This is a genomic window from Streptococcus caecimuris, from assembly GCF_943193075.1.
In the GTDB taxonomy this organism is placed as follows: Bacteria; Bacillota; Bacilli; order Lactobacillales; family Streptococcaceae; genus Streptococcus; species Streptococcus caecimuris.
This window is the reverse complement of sequence record NZ_CALPCT010000001.1, coordinates 159,090-176,179: the sequence shown is the minus strand read 5'-3', so window position 1 is coordinate 176,179 and position 17,090 is coordinate 159,090. Positions and strand designations below refer to the sequence as shown.

Genomic DNA, 17,090 nt, shown 5'->3' with positions numbered 1-17,090 from the left:
GAGCCCACTCAACCACTGCGTCTTGCTCGACAATCCAAAAATAATTGAGAGGCTAGGACTTTTGTCCCAGCCTCCTTTATTTCCTCCGCTCTGCATAGTCGACAAAATGAAACTTGTCTAATTTGTGTCGACTTTCGGTGAATTGGAATTGGCGTCCGTCTGCTAGGTGAACTTGGGAGCGGACCGTCACCACGTGTTGGTCTTTTCCAAGATCCAGTAAGATTTTGTCGCGATTATCGATTGGTGAAATCAAAATTTCTTTTTTAGCATAGCCAATCTGCAATTTCAAGTCTTCTTCTATATATTGGTAGATAGAGTGCTGGGCAATTTCCTTAGTCAGGCCAGGGATCAGCTCTCTGTCTAGGTAATCAATATCTAAGACAGAAGCGACGCCATCCACTACCCGTTGCTGAGTTACTTTCCAAACCAAACGGTGAAGGGGGAAACCTGTCTTTTTAGCTCCTTTTTCATCGATACTGATTTTTTCCAAACGAATGACATTGGTTTCTGAGCGAAGACCAGAAGCTTTGACGATTTCTTGGTAGCTGGTTAATTGGAAAAGACGAAGTCTTGGTGGATTGCCCTGAAAATGAAGGGAAACCAGCTAATACGGATAAACCCATTGTCCATGACTATCTACACATGATGAATGAAGCGACTTTCGGCGCTGATGATAGCTTTATGACAGTTGGAGAGATGTCATCGACAACCATTGACAACTGTGTTCTTTATTAAGCACCAGAGCGTCACGAGTTGTCTATGGCCTTTAACTTCCATCATCTGAAAGTCGACTATGAAGATGGTCAAAAATGGACCATTACTCCATTTGATTTTGAAGAGCTCTAACGTCTCTATCATACCTGGGGCAAGGAAATGAGTGAACGAGGTGGTTGGAGCGCCCTCTACTGGAATAACCATGACCAACCTCGTGCTCTGAATCGCTTTGTGGATATTAAGAACTTCCGCAATGAAGGAGCGACCATGCTCGCTGCTAGCATTCACTTGTCACGTGGGACCCCTTATATCTATATGGGCGAAGAAATCGGCATGATTGATCCAGACTATGATTCGATGGCAGATTATGTGGATGTCGAGTCCATCAATGCTTACCAAATGCTCTTGGACCAAGGCAAGTCACCTGAGCAAGCCTTTAAGATTATTCAAGCCAAATCACGTGATAATTCTCGTACGCCCATGCAATGGGATGCTTCTCTAAATGCAGGTTTTTCAACAGGTACGCCATGGTTGAAAGTTGGAAAGTCCTACAAAGACATCAACGTTGAAAAGGAAATGGACGGACCAATCTTTACCTTCTATAAAGAATTGATTCGCTTGCGCAAAGAAATGCGGATCATTTCAGAAGGAAGCTACTTGCCAGCACTGGAAGATAGTCAAGAAGTCTACGCCTTTGAACGCCACTTAGATGGTCAAAAACTCTTGGTACTCAATCATTTCTATGGAAGTGAAGTCGAAGTAGCGATTCCAGCAGAATACCAGTCAGGGCGCGTGCTCTTGTCCAACTATGAGAATGTAGAGCTTTCTGAAAAAGTAATTCTTAAACCGTATCAGACACTGGCAATTTTAGCATAAGTACTTCACACTTCGATCTTTTGGGTCGAAGTGTTTTTTTGAAAAATATTTTTGAAAGCGCTTGAAAATACAAAGTCATTCCCTTATAATAAAAGAGGAAAACTTTTTAGGGATGGAGAAACGCATGAGTAAAAACGGTAAAAAGATTCGCATACTGGGAGTAGCCACCTTATTGGCTAGTCAGTTGGGGGTCTTTAGCAGTGCTCTCACGGTAGTTGCAGACGAGACCACAGCTTCGACTTCAGAGCCAGCGCTTGTGACGAACACTAGCAGCGAGGAAAGCTCGACAAATCATTCGACTTCTGCTACAACTACAACTACAGAAGCTACGACGAGAGCTTCGAGTGATAAAGAAGAGACATCTAGCAGTTCCTCAGACGATACTGAGGAGAAAACGGTTAAGATCGGGGAAATTCAAGGGGAATCGCAACGCTCTCCACTGGAAGGCCAAAAAGTGGCCATCAAAAATGCGGTGGTGACCAAGACAGACCGCTATGGTTTTTACGCCCAAGATATTGAATCGGATGGCAATAGTCGGACTTCAGATGGGATTTATGTTATTTCCAAATACAAGGTGAAAGTCGGCGACAAGGTGAAAATCACCGGTACCGTCAAGGAAGGCTATATGGAAGAGGTTACCTTGGGAGCTGGGAAAACCTTTAAGGAACCGACGAATAGTTTAACAGTGACCATGTTAGTCGATGCTTGGATCACAAAAGATGGAACGGCCCCTCTTCCAGAAGCTGTGAATATCACTGCGGGCATGCCAGCAGATGTGAAGCCTAATCCGACGGCTTATGCTCCAGAAACCGATGCCCTCGATTATTGGGAAAGCCTGGAAGGAATGCTCACGGTGGTGAAGAAACCGCATGTCCTTGGTCCCCAGTATAAAGGAGATATCTATGTCTTGGGAGAAGATTTTACTGGCCTTCCTTTAAACAATATTGGAGGTCTGAATCTACGGCCACATGCGCAAAATACAGCGACGATCCCGATTTATGTTGGGAATCAATTTGTCGCAAAAGCCAAGGATTACTTTACAGAAGACGTAACAGGAGTGGTAACGTATCGGAATAGCTTTTATAAGTTAGAACCTACTCAACAGTTGACAGTCCAAGATGGTGGTTTGCAGCGTCAAGCAGCTCAAACCCAACCAAGTGAGGACAAGCTGACCATCGCTTCCTACAATATTGAAAATTTCTCGGCCAACAATGCCAAAAATGAAACCCCAGAGGATAAGGTGACGCTGATTGCCAATTCCTTTATCCATGAAATTCACAATCCAGACATCATTACTTTGATCGAAGTGCAGGACAATAATGGTAGTGTGGATGACGGAACGACCAGTGGTGTTGAAAGTGGACGCAAACTAGCCAATCGGATCAAGGAATTGGGTGGCAAGAGCTATGAGTATACGGAGGTTGCTCCAGTAGATGGCGCTGACGGAGGAAAGCCTGGTTCCAATATTCGTTTGGGAATCCTCTACAATCCAGAACGCGTAACCTTAGCCAAAAAAGAGGCAGCAACTAGCAACGAGGCAGCGCAATTTGACAAGGGACACCTGGTTAAAAATCCAGCTCGGATTGCCCCTAATGACCCATCGTTTGATCATACTCGCAAGTCCTTAGCTGTTGAATTTGAATTCAAAGGTCAACCAGTTGTGGTGATTGCTAATCACTTGAAATCAAAAATCGGAGATGATGCTATTTATGGGGCAAGCCAACCAGCAGTGGAACATACCTTGCCAACTCGTGAAGCACAAGCTAGTGTCATCCATCAATTCGTTCAAGAAGGCTTGAAGCAAAATCCGAAGACCACCTTTGTTTTGACGGGTGATTTTAATGACTACGATTTCTCAACCACGGCGCAGATCCTTGCTGGCAACGAACTAACAAACTTAATGGCCCAACATGATGCAGGCGATCGCTATTCTTATTTCTACCGTGGAAGCAATCAAGTTTTGGATAACATTTTTATCTCAAACAACATGGCAGCTAAAGCAAGCTTTGAACCCGTCCATATCAATGCTTCCTTTATGAAGGAACATGGTCGTGCATCAGACCATGATCCTGTCTTGGTCCAAATCGACTTTAGTGGAGTACAAACTCCAGGAACTCCGACGGATGATCAACAAGGAAATGCAGGACAACCAACAGATCAAACCAGCCCTTCTTCATCGAATACAGGGTCTCAACTAGTCCCTCATCAGGCTCAAGCCAATGAACAAAAGAGTTCACCATCTGAAAGCAAAGAGAAGGGCAAGAACGAAGATGAGAAGCAAGACGACAAGGAAGAGGCAGCAACAGAAACGAAGACACCAGGTAAACGGAAAATCCTTCCATCTACTGGACAAGAAACAAGCTATCTAGCTCTTTTTGGAGTGGCAGTAGCTACGATGAGTCTTGTCTTCTACAAGAAGAAAAAGATGACTCACTGACGTGTTTTATAAGAAAGATCTAAAAAAGGAGTCGCTGGCTCCTTTTTTTCTCCTAAAATACAGGACAGATAGTCCCATATTGGAAACTGTACTAGGACAATGAAAACTACTGAAAAGAACAGTTTCTTTTCAAAAAGAAGCTTAAACTCTTTAAAATAGATGGAATCGTGTTATAATAAAATCATAAAACGTTTTCAAGAGAAGAGGTTCCTCAATGGAAAATGAAACAGTTGACTATGGAAAAGTAACAGGAATGGTACACTCAACAGAAAGTTTTGGTGCAGTAGACGGGCCTGGGATCCGCTTTATTGTCTTCCTTCAAGGGTGTCAAATGCGGTGTCAATACTGCCACAATCCAGATACTTGGGCAATGGAAACCAACAAGTCCCGTGAGCGGACGGTAGATGATGTCTTAGAAGAAGCCCTCCGTTATCGTGGATTTTGGGGCGAAAAAGGGGGAATCACTGTCAGTGGTGGAGAAGCCCTCTTGCAGATTGACTTTTTGATTGCACTTTTTACCAAGGCTCAAGAGTTGGGCATTCATTGTACTTTGGATACCTGTGCTCTTCCTTTCCGGAATACGCCTCGTTATTTGGAAAAATTTGACCGCTTGATGGCAGTGACAGACTTGGTGCTTCTTGATATCAAGGAAATCAATGATGAACGTCACAAAATTGTGACCAGCCATACCAATAAAACGATTCTAGCTTGTGCCAAGTACCTATCTGATATTGGAAAACCAGTCTGGATTCGTCACGTTTTGGTTCCTGGGCTTACAGACCGAGATGACGACTTGATCGAGCTTGGAAAATTTGTTAAAACCCTTAAAAATGTCGATAAATTTGAGATTCTGCCTTACCATACTATGGGGGAATTCAAATGGCGTGAATTGGGAATTCCGTACAAATTGGAGGGTGTGAAACCACCGACAAAAGAACGGGTCCAAAATGCAAAAGATTTGATGGAAACAGAAAGTTACCAAGATTACCTGAAACGGGTCAAAGGATAAAAAGTATAGACAGTTGGGCCTGCCAGCTGTCTTTTCTATTGAAATGCACAACTATTCCCTTTCTTTAAATGGCAAAACGTGCTAAAATAGAGTGAATCTATAAATGAAATAAAGAGGTAGAAACATGTCAAAAATTCTCGTTTTTGGTCACCAAAATCCTGACTCAGATGCTATCGGCTCATCTGTAGCTTTTGCTTATCTTGCAAAAGAAGCATATGGTTTGGATACAGAAGCAGTGGCTCTTGGAACTCCGAATGAAGAAACAGCTTTCGTATTGGACTATTTTGGTGTGGAAGCACCACGCGTCATCACATCAGCTAAAGCAGAAGGTGCAGAGCAAGTTATCTTGACGGACCACAATGAATTCCAACAATCTGTTTCAGATATCGCTGAAGTAGAAGTTTACGGTGTGGTGGATCACCACCGTGTGGCTAACTTCGAAACTGCCAGCCCACTTTACATGCGTTTGGAACCAGTTGGATCAGCATCTTCTATTGTTTACCGCATGTTCAAAGAACACGGTGTAGCAGTGCCAAAAGAAATCGCAGGTCTGATGCTTTCAGGTTTGATTTCAGATACTCTTCTTTTGAAATCTCCAACAACACACCCATCTGATAAAGTGATTGCGCCTGAATTGGCTGAATTGGCTGGTGTCAACTTAGAAGAATACGGTCTTGCCATGCTCAAGGCTGGTACCAACTTGGCAAGCAAATCAGCAGAAGAATTGATCGACATCGATGCCAAGACTTTTGAATTGAACGGAAACAATGTTCGTGTGGCTCAAGTGAACACAGTTGATATTGCGGAAGTCTTGGAACGCCAAGCTGAAATCGAAGCAGCCATCCAAGCTGCCAATGCAGCTAACGGCTACTCTGACTTTGTTTTGATGATTACAGACATTGTCAACTCAAACTCAGAAATCTTGGCTCTTGGTGCCAACATGGACAAGGTAGAAGCAGCTTTCAACTTCAAACTTGAAAACAACCACGCTTTCCTTCCAGGTGCCGTTTCACGTAAGAAACAAGTGGTTCCTCAATTGACTGAAAGCTTTAATGCATAATGATAAATGGGGAAACCCATCGTTAAAAAGGAGTTTTGGCTCCTTTTTTGCTAGGAGAAGACCATGTTAGCATCAGGTGATTTGATTTTTGTCAGTGAAAATACAGAAATGGGACAGGCCATCCAGGCATCTACTGGTCATTACAGCCATGCTGCCATCTTTTTGGACGGACAGGTCTATCATGCAACGGTGGAAGGCGGTGTCCTTGCCCAGTCCCCTGAAGATTTCTTTGAAGCTGAGAAAGTCTATGACCTTTATCGCTACCCGAAAATCGATCTCAAAGAAGTCAAGAAGCGGGCAGAAAACCTTTTAGGGGCTCCCTACAATGCTTCCTTTTATCCGGATGGAGATGGTTATTACTGTTCCCAGTTCATCGCAGAACTACTTCCTATTTTTGAGACCATTCCCATGAAGTTTGGAGATGAGGAAGAGGAGATTAGTCCGTTCTGGCTGGATTACTACAAGGAACTTGGCTTAGCCGTTCCTCTAGATCAGCCCGGGACCAACCCGAGTCAGTTAGCCCAATCACCCTATCTACAGTTTAAAGAAAGGTATTTGGATGATTACAATCATTAATCCCACACGTTTGACACGTCAGCCATTTTTCAAGGACTTGATCAACTTTTTGGATCAGCACGACGATGTGATCCTGCGGCAAATAAAGGCCCAATTTCCAGATCAACCAGTGGATAAGCTGATGGAGGAATATATCAAAGCGGGCTTCATCCTTCGAGAAAATAAACGCTACACCCTCAACCTGCCCTTCTTGGAGTCAGCTGATCGAGTGGACCTGGATCAAGAGGTCTTTGTCCGAGAGGACAGTGAACTTTATCAAGAATTAAAAGCCAAGGTCTTCCAAACGGAACTCCGCAATACTACCAATGCAGCGATTCTCATAGAGGAGACGGACTTTGCGCGAAATGCACAGACTCTTTCTAATTACTTCTACAAGGTGAAACACCAATATCCATTGACGGAGAAGCAAGAGAAGCTCTATGCTATCTTGGGAGATGTCAATCCTGAGTATGCTCTCAAGTATATGACCAGCTTTTTGCTCAAGTTCCTCAAAAAAGAAGAAGTCCAGCAAAAGCGCAGAGATATCTTTGTCGATAGTTTAGAAGTCTTAGGTTATATCAGCAAAAATGATGAAGGCAAATATGAATTAGCAGTGGACTTGGATAAGGAAAGACTGATGTTTATGAAGCAATAGAAAAGGCTAGGAAAATTTCCTAGCCTTGTTTCGTTTGATTATAGATAACGTTCAGCAATGGCGGCGTCACCTGGATACTCTTCTTTTACGCCATTGACGATTTGGTAGCAATCCGCTCCTTTTCCGGCGATAATGACGGCATCTTCAGGCTTGCTGGTTGTTGCCATAGCCAGTTGAATGGCTTGTTCGCGATCTGCGATTTTTTCGACAGGTCGCGTGATATAACTACTAATCTCTTCAGCGATAGCCAAAGGATCTTCATAGTTGGGATCATCCGCTGTGAGGAAGACTTGGATCTCAGGATGGTCTTCTAAGAGTAAGCCAAAGTCCTTGCGGCGGCTCTCTCCTTTATTCCCAGTTGATCCAAGGACCAGTGAAATGGTCCCGGTTTGATGGGTTTCAACAACTGAGAGCAGTTTTTTCAAGCTATCTCCATTATGGGCGTAGTCGATGAAGACCTTGGCTCCATTTTTCTGAGTCAAGACTTCCATTCGGCCAGGAACGCGCGTCTTAGCAATCCCTTTTTGGATATCCTCGAGGCTCGCACCTAGGCGAAGGCAGGCAAGTCCGGCAGCCACAGCATTTTCTTGGTTGAAGTGACCAATCAGTTGGATATCATAGTTTCCAGCTAATTTACCAGTGGCTGAGAAGCTGAAGGCCTTAGAGTTTTCAATTTGATTCTCAGACTGGCTTCCATAAAAATCGTGGTCTTGGTTCGCGACTTGGTCCGCTAAAACTTGGAAATGATCCATATCGCTATTGATGACTACGGCTTGGCTGTTCTTCATGAGGAGACGTTTGTGGTAGAAATAATCCTCAAAAGTTGGGTGTTCAATCGGTCCAATATGGTCTGGACTGATGTTGAGAAAAACACCAACGTCAAAGGTCAGACCGTAAACCCGTTTTACCAGATAAGCTTGACTGGAAACTTCCATAATCAAGTGGGTCCGATCATTCGCTACTGCCTCAGCCATCATGGCAAAAAGATCCAAACTCTCTGGCGTTGTCAGGGTCGATTTAAAGAAGTTTTTACCATCCAGTGTTGTATTCATGGTAGACAGCATAGCTGGTCGGTGACTTTGTTCCAAAATATGGTAAGCAAAATAGGCCGCGGTTGTCTTTCCCTTAGTCCCTGTGAAGGCCAACAGTTTTAATTGTTTCTCAGGGTGGCCATAGAATTCCATGGCGATTAAGCTCATGGCCTGTTTGATATCATTGACGAGGATGGCAGGAATACCAACTTCATAATCTTTTTCAGAGACATAAAAGCCGAGTCCATTAGAAATAGCCTGTTCCAGGTATTCTTTTTTGAAGTTGGCCCCTTTAACAAAAAAGAGGGTACTAGCAGAAACCTTCCGGCTATCATAGCTAATAGCATCAAAACTTGTTCCTTCTAGATGGTAGTAGTACTCCCCATTTACTAGAACTTCTCGGAAATTTTGGTCTTGTTTTAAAATGTTGAGGGTTTGTTCAATTGTAATCATAAAACTATTGTAAACCTAAAGTCCCTATTTTACAAGTGTCATGGAAAAGTTTATAATGAAGAGAAGAAGAAACGAAAGAGGACACCAATGAGTCACGAACAAAATGACCAGCAAGCCCAGATGCTACGCGGGACTGCCTGGATGACAGCCAGCAACTTTATCAGCCGTTTGCTAGGAGCCGCTTATATTATTCCTTGGTATATTTGGATGGGGAAATATGGGCCACAAGCCAATGGTCTTTTTACAATGGGCTACAATATCTATGCTTGGTTTCTCTTGATTTCGACAGCCGGAGTACCCGTAGCTGTTGCTAAGCAAGTAGCCAAATACAATACCCGGGACCAAGCCGATCATAGCTTTGCTTTGATTCGGGGCTTCTTGAAATTTATGGGAATTCTAGGCCTTGGATTTGCCATTCTCATGTATCTTTTGTCTCCTGTCTTTGCGAGTCTTTCAGGTGGGGGAAAAGAGTTGATTCCGATCATGCAGAGCCTTTCTTGGGCTGTCTTGATCTTTCCTTCGATGAGTGTCATTCGGGGATTTTTCCAAGGTTTTAACAACATGAAGCCTTACGCCATTAGCCAGATCGCTGAACAAGTCATCCGGGTCATCTGGATGTTGCTCACGACCTTCTTCATTATGAAGATTGGCTCAGGTGATTACGTGCAGGCTGTGACGCAGTCGACCTTTGCGGCCTTTATCGGGATGGGAGCGAGCCTTCTGGTGCTCTTTTATTACCTTGCAAAGACAGGTTTGCTCTCTTCTATTTTTAGAAAGCAAGAGGGAAGTGAAGGGATTGACACTCGGGCTCTCTTGATCGATACGATTCGTGAGGCCATTCCTTTTATTATCACAGGTTCCGCGATTCAGCTCTTCCAAATTGTTGACCAGATGACCTTTATCAATGTCATGTCTTGGTTTACAGACTATAGTCAAAAGCAGCTCTTGGTCATGTTTAGTTATTTCTCTGCTAATCCAAACAAAATCACCATGATCTTGATCGCAGTAGCGACTTCGATTGGGGGAGTTGGGATTCCTCTTTTGACAGAGAATTATGTGAAGGGGGATCTAAAAGCGGCTGGGAAGCTCGTACAGGATAACTTGACCATGTTGCTAGCTTTCTTGCTTCCAGCCACCTTTGGTGCAGTAGCAGTCGCAAAACCACTTTATACGGTTTTCTATGGGCGACCAGATGGCTTGGCCTTAGGACTCTTCATCGTAGCGATGTTGCAGACGGTGATTTTGGGTCTTTACACAGTCTTGTCCCCAATGATTCAAGCTCTCTTCCAAAACCGCAAAGCTATTCGCTACTTCCTCTATGGAGTAGTGGTGAAATTGGTCCTACAAATTCCATTTATTTTAGTCTTTCGTTCTTATGGGCCGCTTTTGTCAACGACCATTGCGTTAATGGTGCCAATCGTTCTCATGTATCGGGAGATCCAAACCATTACTCAGTTTAATCGAACCATCATCTTCAAGCGGACCTTACTTGGTTCTATCCTGACTGTGGTGATGCTACTTGGAGTCTTGATCGCCGGCTTGATTTTGGGCTGGATTTTTCCACCAAATGGCCGTGTATCGAGCATGATTTATATCATCGTCATTGGCGGATTAGGAGTTGTTATCTATGGAGCCTTAGGATTATGGCTACGGTATTTTGACCGCTTTATCGGAGGTCAAGCTGCACGTCTTAGACAAAAATTTCGGATTAAATAAACCTGAGAGGCTGGGACAGAAGTCCTAGCCTCTCAATTATTTTTGGATTGTCGAGCAAGACGCAGTGGTTGAGTGGGCTCTACTACGCTGATTTCATCAGCTTTTACAGCCCTACTCAACTGTGCGGAGGTGGGACGACGAAATCGAATTCTAACGAATTACCGATTTCTGTCCCACTCTCTTTTCTTATAGTTTGAAACTATAGCTAGGTCTTGAAAATGGGAAAACCGCTCTCCTCATAATAGTGATAAAATAGTAAGCAGTTAGATTGAATGTTTATCGGAGGGCAATATGAGTAAAAAACGCAATATCAATACTATCTTGGCACAGGCAGGAATCAAGTCGGATAAAGCAACGGGAGCTTTGACGACTCCTTTGCATTTCTCTACGACTTACCAACACCCAGAATTTGGTCAGTCTACAGGTTTTGACTATACCCGTACGAAAAATCCAACACGCGCAACGGCTGAGAAGACTTTGGCAGCTATCGAAAGTGCAGACTATGCTTTGGCGACAAGCTCTGGAATGTCAGCTATTGTGCTTGCTTTTAGCATTTTCCCTGTTGGTTCAAAAGTCTTAGCCGTTCGTGACCTGTATGGAGGTTCTTTCCGCTGGTTTAACCAACAAGAGCAAGAAGGTCGTTTCTCTTTCACCTATGCCAATACAGAAGAAGAACTGATCCACCATCTAGATCATGATCCGGTGGATGTCCTCTATATTGAAACACCAACCAATCCATTGATGTTGGAAGTTGATATTGCTCATTTAGCCAAATTGGCCCATGCAAAAGGTGCCAAAGTCGTGGTGGACAATACTTTCTATAGCCCAATCTATCAACGTCCGATTGAAGAGGGAGCAGATATTGTCCTACATTCAGCAACCAAGTACCTGGCTGGTCACAACGATGTCTTGGCTGGTGTTGTCGTGACAAATGATGCAGATCTGTATGACAAACTCTTTTACAATTTGAACACGACAGGTGCTGTTCTTTCCCCATTTGACAGCTATCTGTTGATCCGTGGTCTCAAGACACTCTCTATCCGGATGGAGCGCTCCACTGAGAATGCCCGCAAGGTAGTCGAGTTTTTGAAAACCTCCCCTCAGGTCAAAGAAGTCCTCTACACTGGAAAAGGTGGAATGGTCTCCTTTAAAATTCAAGATGAGAAAAAAATTCCTAACTTGTTGAATTCCCTTCAAGTCTTTACCTTTGCAGAAAGTCTTGGTGGAGTTGAAAGTTTGATCACTTATCCTACCACTCAAACTCATGCGGACATTCCTGCAGAAGTTCGCCATTCATATGGTTTGACAGATGATCTTCTTCGGTTGTCCATCGGAATCGAAGATGCGGATGATTTGATTGAAGATTTGAAACAAGCATTGGAGGCTTAAGATGACCAAATATGATTTCACGACTTTACCGAATCGCTTGACCCACCATACCTACAAGTGGAAAGAAACTGAGACAGATCCAGAAATCATTCCAGCTTGGATCGCGGACATGGATTTTAATGTCATTCCAGAAGTACGAGAAGCTGTTATCGGCTATGCAGACCACATGGTCTATGGCTATACCTATGCATCAGATAGCCTTTACCAGTCTATCCTTGATTGGGAAAAAGAAGAGCATGGCTATTCCTTTGAAAAGGAAGCTGTCGTCTTTATCGAAGGTGTTGTTCCAGCCATTTCAACAGCCATTCAAGCCTTTACTAAGGAAGGGGATGCTGTCTTAATCAATACGCCGGTCTATCCTCCATTTGCCAGAAGTGTCAAGCTCAATCGTCGAAAATTGATCGAAAATTCATTAGTTGAAAAGGATGGTCTTTTCCAAATTGATTTTGATCAGCTGGAAAAAGACATTGTGGAGCAAGAGGTGAAACTCTATGTTTTGTGTAATCCGCACAATCCTGGAGGCCGTGTATGGGATCGTGAAGTCTTGGAAAAAATCGGCCACCTCTGTCAAAAACATGGTGTCCTTCTCGTTTCAGATGAGATCCACCAAGATTTGGCCTTGTTTGGCCACCGTCATACCAGCTTTAATACGGTTGATCCAAGTTTTAAAGATTTCAGCCTGATCTTAACTAGTGCAACCAAGACTTTCAATATTGCAGGAACAAAAAATTCCTATGTGGTCATTGAAAATCCAAAGCTTCGTACGGCTTTTAAACAACGGCAATTGGCCAATAACCAACATGAAATCTCAGGATTGGGCTATATTGCAACAGAAGCGGCTTATCGCCATGGTAAACCTTGGTTGACGGAACTCAAGCAAGTCTTTGAAAAACACATCGACTATGTGGTAGATGAATTGCATGAAAAGACCAAAATCCGTGTCATGAAACCCCAAGGAACCTATCTTCTTTGGTTGGACTTTTCCGCCTATCCTTATAGCGATGATGAGCTGCATGCTAAAATCCATGACCAAGCCAAATTGATTTTGAACCGTGGAACAGATTTCGGAAAAGAAGGAACCTTACATGCCCGCCTCAATGTAGCAGCTCCCTTCACCCTCATTGAAGAAATTACCAAACGTTTGGTGGAAACTTTTCACAAATAAGTGTTGACTTTCTGTAAGTGAAGGAGTACAATAAACTCGAAATACGGTAGGTGAGGCTACCACAAGGATACGGATGACTACCGCAAAGCAGTGGAGACACTACTCGTTGGTTAACAGTCCTGATCGCAAAGGTCAAGACTAAGCTCATTTCATTGCCTTGCGGAGCTAAAGCTTGGACGGTCAGTTTTTTGAGAGTTTTGATTGAAAAATTAATGACGAGTTTCATGAGTCCTACCGATCGAGGGTAGGACTCTTTTTTATGCCTTACCAAGAAAAGAGAAAGGAGAGAGCTATGATACAAATTGACGATCATCCCGAACCGCACCGAACCAGCCAATCGCTGATTTGTGTCGTAGGGACTCCAAAAGTGATTGGCTCCTGATTGAAAAGGAGATACCAATGCAAACAAATAAAGAAAGACTCATTGCTGCTCTTCAAGAACCACTTGAAAGCACCTTTGCCGACTACAAAACCAGTGCCCTTGGTTTAGTTGACGATCAAGTAGAAGAAAACCGCGATATTTATGGCGAAAATGTCATCACAAAAGGTCAAGAAGATTCCATGATCAAAAAGATCTATGAATCGATTATTAATCCTTTTACGGTGATTTTGTTGGTCATTGCGCTGGTTTCCTTCATCACCAATGTCTGGCTAGCAAAACCAGGTGAACAGGATCCAACGACCTCCATCATCATTGTGACCTTGGTCTTGATCTCTGGTGGTATCCGCTTCATTCAAGAATTGCGGAGCGACAAAGCAGCTAGCAACTTATCACGTATGATTGTCAATACAGCGACCGTTCTGCGTGATGGATCAGAACAAGAAATTCCGATCGATGAAATCGTCGTAGGAGATGTGATCAAACTGAGTGCCGGCGATATGATTCCAGCAGATGTGGTCTTGATTGATTCCCGTGACTTCTTTGTCCAACAATCTGGCCTCACAGGGGAAAGTGATGCTGTTGAAAAGGTTTGTCTCAGAAAAGCCGACAGTCAAAATTTAGATAGTCTCTTGGAGAGTGAAAGCTTGGCCTTTATGGGGACCAATGTCATCTCAGGGCGGGCGACAGCCTTGGTCTTGGTCGTGGGGGATGAAACCATGATGGGCGCTATTGAGCAAACCATCAACACCTATGACGAACCAACCTCATTTGAGAGAGAAATGAATACCATCTCTTGGCTCTTGATTCGGCTCATGTTAGTGATGGTGCCCGTCGTCTTTGTGATCAATGGCCTCACAGACGGTGACTGGTTAGAAGCGGGTGTCTTTGCCCTCAGCGTTGGGGTTGGTTTGACTCCTGAAATGCTGCCGATGATTATTACAGCGAGTCTTGCTAAGGGATCCATCATCATGGCCAAGGAAAAAGTCGTTATCAAAAAACTCAATGCCATTCAAGACCTCGGGGCTATTGATATTTTGTGTACAGATAAGACAGGAACCTTGACCCAAGATGAAATCGTTTTGGAGTATCCGCTTGATATCCATGGCGATTTGGATCTATCAGTCCTTCGCCGGGCTTACTTGAATTCCTATTTCCAAACCGGGCTAAAAAATTTGATGGACCGGGCGATTATCAATCGAACCCATAAAGAAGCCAAGAAACATGAAATCGTCCGCGATCTAGATCAAACCTTCCATAAGATAGATGAATTGCCCTTTGATTTTGAACGTCGTCGCATGAGTGTCATTGTCAAAGATGAAGATGGTGTGGTTAGCATGGTGACCAAGGGGGCCTTGGAAGAAATGCTCTCTGTATCGACTTATGTTGAATACAAGGGTGATATCAAACGATTAACAGACGAGGTCCGTCAAGAAGTCCTCGCTGAGGTCGCTCAATTAAATGAACAAGGTCTTCGTGTTTTGGGCGTCAGCTACAAAACCGACTTGGACGAAAATGAAATCTTTAGTGTTGAAGATGAAGGAGACATGATCCTAACCGGTTACCTGGCCTTTCTTGATCCACCAAAACCTTCTGCAGCTCCAGCGATCAAAGCTCTTGCAGAATATGGGGTTACCACTAAGATCTTAACTGGCGACAATGAAAAGGTCACCCAAGCTGTCTGTGAAAAAGTAGGACTAGATGTCGAGCGGATTCTTTTGGGAAGCGAAATCGATACGATGACAGACCAAGAGTTAGCGCAAGTTGTGGAAACAACAACAGTCTTTGCCAAATTATCGCCCGATCAAAAAGCGCGGATCATTCTTAGCCTTAAGAAAAATGGCCACAAGGTGGGGTACATGGGAGATGGGATTAACGATGCTCCATCCATGAAGGTGTCAGACGTTGGGATCTCTGTGGATACTGCTGTTGATATTGCCAAAGAAACGGCAGATGTCATCCTTCTTGATAAGGACTTGATGGTCCTTGAAAAAGGTTTGGTTGAAGGCCGCAAGGTCTATGCCAATATGACTAAGTACATCAAGATGACGGTTTCTTCTAACTTCGGGAATATCTTTTCTCTTCTCTTTGCCAGCATCTTTTTACCTTTCCTTCCCATGGCGCCCGTTCATTTGATTGTGCTCAATCTCATCTATGATCTTTCTTGTATCGCCCTTCCTTTTGACAATGTCGACAAGGAATTCCTCAAGAAACCTCGTATCTGGGAAGCCAATTCTATTATGCGCTTCATGGCCTGGATCGGTCCAATTTCATCCGTATTTGATATTATTACCTACATGCTTCTTTACTTCCTTGTTGTCCCAATGATTTTAGGTCATGGCTACAACCATGGAGCAGCAGATGCAGCAGCCTTTATCATGGTGTTCCAAACTGGATGGTTTATTGAATCTATGTGGTCTCAAACCATGGTTATTCATATGTTGCGTTCACCAAAACTTCCATTTATCCAAAGTCGTCCAGCCTTCTCAGTCGTGGTGACGACCCTAGCAGCAGCCTTCTTTGTAACCTCCCTTCCATATAGTCCTTTGGCTTCTATCTTGAAGTTGAGCCAACTAAATGGATTGTACTTTGTTCTATTGTTTGCTATTATCGTCCTTTATATGCTGAGTGTGACGGTTGTCAAACGTATCTATATTAAGAAATACAAAGAATGGTTGTAATTGATTGATAGAAAGAGTGAGTCCGAACTTAAAAAATTAAGTGTAAGGGCTCTCTTTTTTTTGTAAAATTTGGTATAATAAGAAGAATGTAAAGTTGGAAATGAAGATTTCCATGTGCTGTGAGTATCAAAGAGGGACTGAAAGAAAGAGTAGAGCTTGACTCCACTTTTATCATAGCTCTTTTTTGAATAATAACAGCTTAGAAAGAAGGATCTCAAAATGGGAAAATTAGAAGTTATTACACATCCACTGATTCAACACAAATTGTCTATTCTTCGTCGTACAGATACCTCTACGAAGGCCTTTCGTGAATTGGTAGATGAGATTGCTATGTTGATGGGCTACGAAGTGTTGCGTGAATTGCCTCTTGAGGATGTTGAAATTGAAACTCCTATTACCAAAACCGTTCAAAAACAAATCGCAGGGAAGAAGTTGGCTATTGTCCCAATTCTTCGTGCAGGGATTGGGATGGTTGATGGTCTCTTGAGTTTGGTACCAGCTGCTAAGGTTGGCCATATCGGGATGTACCGTGATGAAGAAACCTTGAAACCAGTTGAATACTTGGTGAAATTGCCAGAAGATATTGATCAACGTCGTATCTTTGTAGTAGACCCAATGCTTGCTACGGGTGGATCCGCTATTCTAGCTATTGATTCCTTGAAAAAACGTGGCGCTAGCCATATCAAATTTGTCTGTCTAGTATCAGCGCCAGAAGGGGTAAAAGCTCTTCAAGAAGCTCACCCAGATGTTGATATCTTTACAGCAGCCCTCGATGATCATTTGAATGAACATGGCTACATTGTTCCTGGTCTTGGAGATGCAGGTGACCGTTTATTCGGTACCAAATAAGAAACCATTCATTATAAGATAAGTCCGAAAGGTGCTTAAGATTTGACCTTTTTTGACCATTGGTTTATAATAGCACATATACTTTGAACCTCACGAATCGTTAGAATGAATGGATACTAAA

The 17,090-nt window shown here is 43.3% G+C and carries 11 protein-coding genes, 2 pseudogenes and 1 riboswitch; of the genes and pseudogenes, 11 read left to right on the top strand and 2 right to left on the bottom strand.

All coding sequences use genetic code 11. The features are described 5' to 3' along the window. Positions 1-76: 76 nt before the first annotated feature. A pseudogene (locus NFR56_RS00840) lies at positions 77-553 on the bottom strand (UTRA domain-containing protein); the annotation flags it as partial. On the opposite strand from NFR56_RS00840, the pseudogene NFR56_RS00835 reads away from it, so the two are divergent. The 6 genes and pseudogenes from NFR56_RS00835 to NFR56_RS00810 form a co-directional block, all read left to right on the top strand. Continuing rightward, positions 550-1,590 (top strand): annotated as a pseudogene (locus tag NFR56_RS00835) (alpha-amylase family glycosyl hydrolase); the annotation flags it as partial. The pseudogenes NFR56_RS00840 and NFR56_RS00835 overlap by 4 nt on opposite strands. Positions 1,591-1,714: 124 nt before the next feature. Further along, positions 1,715-4,027: a DUF8508 domain-containing protein gene (locus NFR56_RS00830; protein WP_134974244.1), complete on the top strand. Its 2,313-nt coding sequence runs from the start codon at positions 1,715-1,717 to the stop codon at positions 4,025-4,027. 214 nt (positions 4,028-4,241) lie between these two features. Then, entirely contained in the window at positions 4,242-5,036 is a 795-nt protein-coding gene (pflA, locus tag NFR56_RS00825; RefSeq protein WP_003005017.1) for a pyruvate formate-lyase-activating protein, read from the top strand. 124 nt (positions 5,037-5,160) lie between these two features. Next, on the top strand, positions 5,161-6,096 hold the full coding sequence (locus NFR56_RS00820; RefSeq protein ID WP_048689738.1) for a manganese-dependent inorganic pyrophosphatase: 936 nt from the start codon (positions 5,161-5,163) through the stop codon (positions 6,094-6,096). Positions 6,097-6,159: 63 nt separating this feature from the next. Further along, positions 6,160-6,672, top strand: a complete 513-nt coding sequence (locus tag NFR56_RS00815) for a YiiX/YebB-like N1pC/P60 family cysteine hydrolase (RefSeq protein ID WP_118095455.1) — start codon at positions 6,160-6,162, stop codon at positions 6,670-6,672. Next, entirely contained in the window at positions 6,656-7,306 is a 651-nt protein-coding gene (locus NFR56_RS00810) for a DUF1803 domain-containing protein (RefSeq protein ID WP_134974245.1), read from the top strand. Before NFR56_RS00815 ends, NFR56_RS00810 begins: the two co-directional genes overlap by 17 nt. Positions 7,307-7,344: 38 nt before the next feature. On the opposite strand, the gene NFR56_RS00805 is transcribed toward NFR56_RS00810, so the two are convergent. Next, complete coding sequence (locus NFR56_RS00805) at positions 7,345-8,790, bottom strand: UDP-N-acetylmuramoyl-L-alanyl-D-glutamate--L-lysine ligase (protein WP_134974246.1); 1,446 nt, start codon at positions 8,788-8,790, stop codon at positions 7,345-7,347. 87 nt (positions 8,791-8,877) lie between these two features. On the opposite strand from NFR56_RS00805, the gene NFR56_RS00800 reads away from it, so the two are divergent. The 5 genes from NFR56_RS00800 to upp all read left to right on the top strand — a co-directional run bounded on the left by NFR56_RS00800 (position 8,878) and on the right by upp (position 16,969). Next, positions 8,878-10,506: a putative polysaccharide biosynthesis protein gene (locus NFR56_RS00800; RefSeq protein ID WP_251457072.1), complete on the top strand. Its 1,629-nt coding sequence runs from the start codon at positions 8,878-8,880 to the stop codon at positions 10,504-10,506. 291 nt (positions 10,507-10,797) lie between these two features. Then, positions 10,798-11,895 (top strand): cystathionine gamma-synthase, encoded by a 1,098-nt coding sequence (locus NFR56_RS00795; RefSeq protein ID WP_251457069.1) that lies wholly within the window; start codon positions 10,798-10,800, stop codon positions 11,893-11,895. Position 11,896: 1 nt separating this feature from the next. Next, positions 11,897-13,060: a MalY/PatB family protein gene (locus NFR56_RS00790; protein ID WP_251457066.1), complete on the top strand. Its 1,164-nt coding sequence runs from the start codon at positions 11,897-11,899 to the stop codon at positions 13,058-13,060. A gap of 35 nt (positions 13,061-13,095) precedes the next feature. Beyond that, a riboswitch (M-box (ykoK) riboswitch) is annotated at positions 13,096-13,253 on the top strand. Between the two features lie 206 nt (positions 13,254-13,459). Continuing rightward, on the top strand, positions 13,460-16,120 hold the full coding sequence (gene mgtA, locus NFR56_RS00785) for a magnesium-translocating P-type ATPase (protein WP_150906416.1): 2,661 nt from the start codon (positions 13,460-13,462) through the stop codon (positions 16,118-16,120). A 219-nt stretch (positions 16,121-16,339) separates the two neighbouring features. Then, positions 16,340-16,969, top strand: a complete 630-nt coding sequence (gene upp, locus NFR56_RS00780; protein ID WP_003005574.1) for a uracil phosphoribosyltransferase — start codon at positions 16,340-16,342, stop codon at positions 16,967-16,969. Positions 16,970-17,090 lie beyond the last annotated feature (121 nt).

What these genes read in the sequence shown, in the direction of transcription:
- mgtA (WP_150906416.1), top strand. Translation starts at nt 13,460, where the DNA reads ATGCAAACAAATAAAGAAAGACTCATTGCTGCTCTTCAAGAACCACTT.
- NFR56_RS00800 (WP_251457072.1), top strand. Translation starts at nt 8,878, where the DNA reads ATGAGTCACGAACAAAATGACCAGCAAGCCCAGATGCTACGCGGGACT.
- NFR56_RS00810 (WP_134974245.1), top strand. Translation starts at nt 6,656, where the DNA reads ATGATTACAATCATTAATCCCACACGTTTGACACGTCAGCCATTTTTC.
- NFR56_RS00815 (WP_118095455.1), top strand. Translation starts at nt 6,160, where the DNA reads ATGTTAGCATCAGGTGATTTGATTTTTGTCAGTGAAAATACAGAAATG.
- NFR56_RS00795 (WP_251457069.1), top strand. Translation starts at nt 10,798, where the DNA reads ATGAGTAAAAAACGCAATATCAATACTATCTTGGCACAGGCAGGAATC.
- NFR56_RS00830 (WP_134974244.1), top strand. Translation starts at nt 1,715, where the DNA reads ATGAGTAAAAACGGTAAAAAGATTCGCATACTGGGAGTAGCCACCTTA.
- pflA (WP_003005017.1), top strand. Translation starts at nt 4,242, where the DNA reads ATGGAAAATGAAACAGTTGACTATGGAAAAGTAACAGGAATGGTACAC.
- NFR56_RS00820 (WP_048689738.1), top strand. Translation starts at nt 5,161, where the DNA reads ATGTCAAAAATTCTCGTTTTTGGTCACCAAAATCCTGACTCAGATGCT.
- upp (WP_003005574.1), top strand. Translation starts at nt 16,340, where the DNA reads ATGGGAAAATTAGAAGTTATTACACATCCACTGATTCAACACAAATTG.
- NFR56_RS00805 (WP_134974246.1), bottom strand. Translation starts at nt 8,790, where the DNA reads ATGATTACAATTGAACAAACCCTCAACATTTTAAAACAAGACCAAAAT.
- NFR56_RS00790 (WP_251457066.1), top strand. Translation starts at nt 11,897, where the DNA reads ATGACCAAATATGATTTCACGACTTTACCGAATCGCTTGACCCACCAT.